We start from the raw sequence: 8,105 nt of genomic DNA on the forward strand, positions 1-8,105 counted from the left end.
GTTTCTAAAAAACTTGTGATACAATGGAAAGGTCAAAGTAAGACAAATTGGCAAGGAGGGGCCGCATGAATAAAAAAAATAACGGAACAGTAAGAAACACCCTATACTATGTGCTGGTCATACTGGCAATGGTCATGGTTGTTTACTTCTTCCTAGGGAATGGTGGAAACCAAACGCCTGAAATCGAATATTCTAAGTTCACTGAACAATTAGAAGAAGGCGAGATCAAAGAGTTTAAAGTACAGCCCGCGAATGGTGTCTATCGTATCGTCGGCGAATACAATGAAGAACAAAAAATCAATAATAATAATGGGTTAGCTGTTCTAGGCTCAACTCAAGCAACAACCACACGATTCACTACAATTATTTTGCCAAATGACTCAACTCTCAGCGAAGTTACTGCGCTGGCAAGTGAACATTCTGTAAAAACAACAATTGAAGAGGAATCTAGTAGCGGTATTTGGTTATCGCTATTAATTAGTTTCTTACCATTAGTTATCATCATTTTCTTCTTCTACATGATGATGGGACAACAAGGTGGTGGCGGTGGCGGTAATGGCCGTGTCATGAACTTTGGTAAATCGAAAGCCAAAGAAGCTGACAAAAAAGCAAACCGCGTTCGTTTCTCTGACGTAGCCGGAGCCGAAGAAGAAAAACAAGAATTAGTTGAAGTTGTTGAATTCTTAAAAGACCCTCGTCGTTTTTCTGAATTAGGAGCACGTATTCCTGCAGGTGTTCTTTTAGAAGGACCTCCCGGAACTGGTAAAACATTGCTTGCAAAAGCCGTTGCTGGTGAAGCAGGCGTACCGTTTTATTCAATCTCTGGTTCAGATTTCGTGGAAATGTTTGTCGGAGTCGGTGCCAGCCGTGTGCGTGATTTATTTGAAACAGCGAAGAAAAATGCTCCAGCGATTATCTTTATCGATGAAATCGATGCAGTTGGTCGTCAACGTGGCGCTGGTATGGGTGGCGGACACGATGAACGTGAACAAACCCTTAACCAATTATTAGTTGAAATGGATGGATTTGGTGGTAACGAAGGTGTTATCGTTATTGCTGCAACGAACCGTTCAGATGTCTTAGACCCAGCGTTGTTACGTCCAGGTCGTTTTGACCGTCAAATTCTTGTTGGGCGCCCAGATGTCAAAGGTCGTGAAGCAATTTTACGTGTACATGCTCGTAATAAACCACTAGCAGATGACGTTGATTTAAAAGTTGTGGCACAACAAACACCAGGTTTTGCCGGTGCTGAATTAGAAAATGTTTTAAACGAAGCTGCCTTAGTTGCTGCTCGTCGTAATAAAAAGAAAATCGATGCTTCGGATATTGATGAAGCAGAAGATCGTGTGATTGCTGGTCCAGCGAAGAAAGATCGTGTTATCAGCAAACGTGAACGTGAAATGGTTGCCTATCATGAAGCAGGGCATACAATTGTCGGTTTAGTTTTAAGCCGTGCACGTATCGTTCATAAAGTAACGATTATTCCACGTGGTCGCGCAGGTGGTTACATGATTGCTTTACCAAAAGAAGATCAAATGCTAATGACAAAAGATGATATGTTTGAACAAATTGTTGGACTATTGGGTGGACGTACAGCCGAAGAAATTGTCTTCAACGTTCAATCAACAGGCGCTTCAAATGACTTTGAACAAGCAACTGCTTTAGCACGTAGTATGGTTACTGAATATGGAATGAGTGACAAACTTGGACCTGTTCAATATGAAGGCAATCATCAAGTCTTTGTAGGTCGTGACTATGGTCAAACAAAAGCTTACTCTGAACAAGTTGCCTTTGAAATCGACCAAGAAGTTCGTTCTATCTTAATGAAAGCTCACACGAAAGCACGTGAAATCATTGAAGAATACAGCGAACAACATAAATTAATTGCTGAGAAATTACTAGAGTTTGAAACGCTAGATGCCAAAGCAATTAAATCATTGTTTGAAACAGGTAAAATGCCTGAAGGATCAGAAAACAGTGATTACCCAAGTGAAAAAGCGCAATCGTTTGAAGAAGCAAAACGTGCTTTAGAAGCAAAAGATGCAGAGAAGCAAGCGGAAGAAAAAGAAGATTTTGAAGAAGCGAAAGATTACTTTGCACATATCCGTGAAGAGTCTCAAGACGCGGATAAAGATGATTCAAAAGAATAAGAAAAAAGTAGGCTGTGACTCCTGTCGCAGCCTCTTCTCTTGTTAAAAACGATAAAGTTGAAAAAAAAAGCAGATACTAGTATGATTCACTAGTGAAAGAATGAAGGAGAGAAAACAACCCATGAAAGATTATTTAGTAAAAGCATTAGCGTATGGTGGCTATGTTCGTGCCTATGCAGTCAATGCAACAGAGACTGTAGCAGAAGCACAACGTCGTCATGATACTTGGAATACAGCTTCCGCAGCATTAGGTCGTTCATTAGTTGGTGGACTACTATTAGGTGCAACCTTAAAAGGTGACGACAAAATGACCGTTAAAATTCAAGGGGACGGCCCGACTGGTGCGATTATTGTTGATAGTAACGGGAACGGTGATGTGAAAGGCTATATTCAAAATCCACATATTAGCTTACCTTTAAATGAAAAAGGAAAAATAGATGTACGTGGAGCAGTTGGAACAAATGGCGTATTTACTGTAATTAAAGATTTAGGTTTGAAAGAACCATTTTCTGGACAAACACCAATTGTTTCTGGTGAATTAGGCGAAGATTTTACGTATTATTTAGCAGTTTCTGAACAAATTCCTTCAGCAGTAGGCTTGAGTGTATTGGTTAATACAGATGATACAATTAAAACTGCTGGTGGATTTATGCTGCAAGTAATGCCAGGTGCCAGTGATGAAGTAATCGAAGCATTAGAAGAACGTTTGAAAAACTTACCAAATGTGTCTTCATTATTAGAAGAAGGAAAAACACCAGAAGATATCTTAGAAATTATCTTTGAAGGAGAAGCAGTCATGATTTTGGAAGACTCACCAGTTCAATTTAACTGTGAGTGTTCAAAAGAAAAATTTGCGACAGCGATTATCACATTAGGCACAAGTGAAATTCAAGCAATGATTGATGAAGATAATGGTGCAGAAGCAGTTTGTTCATTCTGTGGAGAAAAATATTATTTTGACGAACCTGAATTGGAAGAATTGATTCAAGAAATCACAGGAGAAAAAGAATAGATGGAACACACGTGGAAAATTGGTAACGTAGAAATTCCTAATCGTGTCGTCGTTGCACCAATGGCAGGTATTTCAAATTCGGCTTTTCGAGTAACTGTGAAAGAAGCCGGTGCGGGATTAGTTGTCTGTGAGATGATTAGTGACCAAGGGATTCAAATGCGTAATAAAAAAACGTTGAGTATGTTGCATATTGATGAAACGGAACATCCGTTAAGTCTACAAATTTTCGGTGGCAATAAAGATTCTTTAGTTGAAGCTGCACAGTTTGTAGCTGAAAATACGACAGCCGATATTATTGATATTAATATGGGTTGTCCTGTCAATAAAATTATTAAAGCAGAAGCTGGTGCAAAATGGTTGCTTGATCCTGACAAAGTTTATGAAATGGTTCATGCTGTTTCTTCAGCAATTGATAAACCTGTAACTGTTAAAATGCGTATCGGCTGGGATGAACAGCATGTTTTTGCAGTGCAAAATGCACAAGCTGCTGAAGCCGCTGGTGCCTCAGCAATTGCTATGCACGGTCGGACACGAGTACAGATGTATGAAGGACAAGCAAATTGGGACATTTTAAAAGAAGTTAAAGAGAATATTTCGATTCCGTTTATGGGCAATGGTGATGTTCGCACACCAGAAGACGCAAAACAGATGTTTGACGAAGTTGGTTGTGATGCTGTGATGATTGGTCGTGCTGCTTTAGGCAACCCATGGATGATTCGTCGGACAAAACATTATTTAGAAACTGGTGAATTAATTGCTGAACCCACACCAAGAGAAAAAATCGAAACGGCTATCTTACATTATGACCGTTTGATAGACTTAAAGGGTGAAAAAGTAGCATCTTTAGAATTTCGTCAACATGCAGCGTACTATTTAAAAGGTATTTCACGTGCAGCTAAAGTGAAAGCCGCGATTAATCAATCTGAAAATCGCGCAACCACAGTACACTTGTTAGAAGAATTTCTTGAGAAAGTTGAGAATCAACCAGTTAAGAGTTAATTATCTAAGAAAAATTCAAGTCGAGAAATAACTTCGACTTGCTTTTTTTTGTCAACATTGGCATTATAGAAAGGAAACATATCAGAGAATGGAGGAAAACTCGTGACAGAGGAACGACAAACACAAGAAGAATTAAATGACCAAATGCTGGTACGTCGACAAAAGATGGAACAATTGCGCGAAGAAGGCATTGATCCATTTGGCCAACGATTTGACCGTACTCATAATTCTGCCGAGTTGCATGAATTATTTGAACCACGTACAAAAGAAGAGTTAAGTGAAATGGAACTTACAGCAAGTATCGCTGGACGTATCGTTACTAAACGTGGGAAAGGAAAAGCTGGTTTCGCACATTTACAAGATCGCGAAGGCCGTATCCAAATTTATGTACGTAAAGATGAAGTGGGCGATGAAGCATATGACGTATTTAAACATGCAGATTTAGGGGACTTCTTTGGTGTTACTGGTCAAATTATGAAAACAAATACTGGTGAAGTATCCGTTAAAGCAAAAGAGATTACCATCTTATCAAAAGCTTTACGTCCATTACCAGATAAATATCATGGCTTAACAAATATTGAACAACGCTATCGTCAACGTTATTTAGATTTAATTAGTAATCAAGAAAGCTTTGACCGTTTTACAAAACGTAGCCAAATCATCAGTGAAATTCGTCGTTACTTAGATGCCCAAGGTTATTTAGAAGTCGAAACACCTGTTTTACACAATCAAGCAGGGGGCGCAGCCGCTCGTCCATTTATTACACACCACAATGCCTTAGATATGGATTTATATCTACGCATTGCGTTGGAATTACACTTGAAACGTTTAATCGTTGGTGGGATGGAAAAAGTGTATGAGATTGGTCGTGTGTTCCGTAATGAAGGTATCGACACAACGCATAATCCTGAGTTCACTATGCTAGAATGTTATACTGCTTATACAGATTATAAAGATATCATGGATTTAACAGAAGGTATTATTCGTCATGCAGCAGAAAAAACATTAGGAACCGCACATCTTGTTTATGATGGTCAGGAAGTAGATTTAGCATCTAATTTCAATCGTATTCACATGGTAGATGCAGTAAAAGAAATTACTGGTGTGGATTTCTGGCAAGAAATGACAGTGGAAGAAGCTCGTCAATTGGCAAAAGAACATAAGGTTGAAATTACCGATGCGATGAGCATTGGTCATATTATTAACGAGTTCTTTGAAACCTTTGTTGAAGAAACATTGCAACAACCAACGTTTATTTATGGTCATCCAGTTGAAGTATCTCCATTAGCAAAGAAAAATCCGGAAGATCCTCGTTTTACCGATCGTTTTGAATTATTTATCGTTGGTCGGGAATTTGCGAACGCCTTTACAGAATTAAATGATCCAATTGATCAAAGAGAACGTTTTGAAGAACAAGAAAAAGAACGTGCAGCAGGAAATGATGAAGCACATGGTGTGGATGAAGATTTCTTAGAAGCATTAGAATATGGTATGCCGCCAACTGGTGGTTTAGGAATTGGAATTGACCGTTTAGTGATGCTGTTGACAGATGCACAATCGATTCGTGACGTTTTATTGTTCCCAACAATGCGCTAATAATATAGTAGAAAAAGTTACGGATATTTTATCCGTGACTTTTTTATTTGTTTCAATGAAATAAAAATAAGAAAAAAGGGGATGTTTCTATCTAAAGGCGAACATTTTTAAGCACTTTATTTTTCAACAATCGGGAATAAAAAAACTTCGAAAAAACATAAGAAATTCATTGACCTTAAGGGATTTCCTTGGTATATTATTACTTGTCCTAAACGACAAAAAAACTTTTAAAACTTTTGAAAAAAAGAGTTGACGAAGTAAATGACACATGATATTATAACAAAGTCGTCAAAATGAATTCGAGAAAAACGTTGAAATATCAACGGATTAATTGAAAAAAAGTTGTTGACAAGTAATAATGAGTTTGTTAAAATAATCAAGTCGCTGTCAAAAAGCATTCAAGAAGTTTGAACTTCTTGAAAAAAACTTTTTTTAAAAAACATTGACAATGAAATATCAATCTGTTATGATATAAAAGTTGCTAGAACAGCAAAAGTAGACCTTTGAAAACTGAACAAAGCAAGCAAACGAACCAATTGTGTAGGACACTTCTATTAGATAGAAGTAACACAAAACAAGCAAGCAGTAATGCTAGCAAACGTTATTTATGAGCTTAACAATCGAAAGATTGTTTCAACTTTTTATGAGAGTTTGATCCTGGCTCAGGACGAACGCTGGCGGCGTGCCTAATACATGCAAGTCGAACGCTTCTTTTCCGCCGAACTTCGGTTCACTGGAAAAGAGGAGTGGCGAACGGGTGAGTAACACGTGGGTAACCTGCCCATCAGAGGGGGATAACACTTGGAAACAGGTGCTAATACCGCATAATGCTTTTTTTCGCATGAGAAAAAGCTGAAAGGCGCTTTTGCGTCACTGATGGATGGACCCGCGGTGCATTAGCTAGTTGGTGAGGTAACGGCTCACCAAGGCAACGATGCATAGCCGACCTGAGAGGGTGATCGGCCACACTGGGACTGAGACACGGCCCAGACTCCTACGGGAGGCAGCAGTAGGGAATCTTCGGCAATGGACGAAAGTCTGACCGAGCAACGCCGCGTGAGTGAAGAAGGTTTTCGGATCGTAAAACTCTGTTGTTAGAGAAGAACAAGGATGAGAAGAGAATGTTCATCCCTTGACGGTATCTAACCAGAAAGCCACGGCTAACTACGTGCCAGCAGCCGCGGTAATACGTAGGTGGCAAGCGTTGTCCGGATTTATTGGGCGTAAAGCGAGCGCAGGCGGTTTCTTAAGTCTGATGTGAAAGCCCCCGGCTTAACCGGGGAGGGTCATTGGAAACTGGGAGACTTGAGTGCAGAAGAGGAGAGTGGAATTCCATGTGTAGCGGTGAAATGCGTAGATATATGGAGGAACACCAGTGGCGAAGGCGGCTCTCTGGTCTGTAACTGACGCTGAGGCTCGAAAGCGTGGGGAGCGAACAGGATTAGATACCCTGGTAGTCCACGCCGTAAACGATGAGTGCTAAGTGTTGGAGGGTTTCCGCCCTTCAGTGCTGCAGCAAACGCATTAAGCACTCCGCCTGGGGAGTACGACCGCAAGGTTGAAACTCAAAGGAATTGACGGGGGCCCGCACAAGCGGTGGAGCATGTGGTTTAATTCGAAGCAACGCGAAGAACCTTACCAGGTCTTGACATCCTTTGACCACTCTAGAGATAGAGTTTTCCCTTCGGGGACAAAGTGACAGGTGGTGCATGGTTGTCGTCAGCTCGTGTCGTGAGATGTTGGGTTAAGTCCCGCAACGAGCGCAACCCTTATTGTTAGTTGCCATCATTTAGTTGGGCACTCTAGCGAGACTGCCGGTGACAAACCGGAGGAAGGTGGGGATGACGTCAAATCATCATGCCCCTTATGACCTGGGCTACACACGTGCTACAATGGGAAGTACAACGAGTTGCGAAGTCGCGAGGCTAAGCTAATCTCTTAAAACTTCTCTCAGTTCGGATTGTAGGCTGCAACTCGCCTACATGAAGCCGGAATCGCTAGTAATCGCGGATCAGCACGCCGCGGTGAATACGTTCCCGGGCCTTGTACACACCGCCCGTCACACCACGAGAGTTTGTAACACCCGAAGTCGGTGAGGTAACCTTTTTGGAGCCAGCCGCCTAAGGTGGGATAGATGATTGGGGTGAAGTCGTAACAAGGTAGCCGTATCGGAAGGTGCGGCTGGATCACCTCCTTTCTAAGGAATATTACGGAAACTACACATCGTTTGCCTTTGTTCAGTTTTGAGAGGTTTACTCTTAAATTTATTGGGGCCTTAGCTCAGCTGGGAGAGCGCCTGCTTTGCACGCAGGAGGTCAGCGGTTCGATCCCGCTAGGCTCCATTAACG

Annotated in this window: 4 protein-coding genes, 1 tRNA gene and 1 rRNA gene; all 6 read left to right on the plus strand. The window is 41.0% G+C overall.

Translation table 11 applies throughout. From position 1 onward, the window contains the following. The first annotated feature begins 65 nt into the window (after window positions 1-65). The 6 genes from ftsH (at window position 66) to DOK78_RS02825 (ending at window position 8,099) form a co-directional block, all read left to right on the plus strand. Window positions 66-2,150, plus strand: a complete 2,085-nt coding sequence (ftsH, locus tag DOK78_RS02800; protein ID WP_207942036.1) for an ATP-dependent zinc metalloprotease FtsH — start codon at window positions 66-68, stop codon at window positions 2,148-2,150. A gap of 121 nt (window positions 2,151-2,271) precedes the next feature. Further along, window positions 2,272-3,162, plus strand: coding sequence for an Hsp33 family molecular chaperone HslO (hslO, locus tag DOK78_RS02805; RefSeq protein WP_207942037.1), 891 nt, complete (start codon window positions 2,272-2,274; stop codon window positions 3,160-3,162). Continuing rightward, window positions 3,163-4,161: a tRNA dihydrouridine synthase DusB gene (gene dusB, locus DOK78_RS02810; RefSeq protein ID WP_207942038.1), complete on the plus strand. Its 999-nt coding sequence runs from the start codon at window positions 3,163-3,165 to the stop codon at window positions 4,159-4,161. A 102-nt stretch (window positions 4,162-4,263) separates the two neighbouring features. Beyond that, window positions 4,264-5,757: a lysine--tRNA ligase gene (gene lysS, locus DOK78_RS02815; protein ID WP_207942039.1), complete on the plus strand. Its 1,494-nt coding sequence runs from the start codon at window positions 4,264-4,266 to the stop codon at window positions 5,755-5,757. Between the two features lie 639 nt (window positions 5,758-6,396). Continuing rightward, window positions 6,397-7,954: ribosomal RNA gene (locus tag DOK78_RS02820) — 16S ribosomal RNA — on the plus strand. Window positions 7,955-8,026: 72 nt separating this feature from the next. After that, window positions 8,027-8,099 (plus strand) — tRNA-Ala (locus tag DOK78_RS02825). The last annotated feature ends 6 nt before the right edge of the window (window positions 8,100-8,105 follow it).

Source organism: Enterococcus sp. DIV2402 (assembly GCF_017426705.2).
Taxonomy (GTDB): Bacteria; Bacillota; Bacilli; order Lactobacillales; family Enterococcaceae; genus Enterococcus_F; species Enterococcus_F lowellii.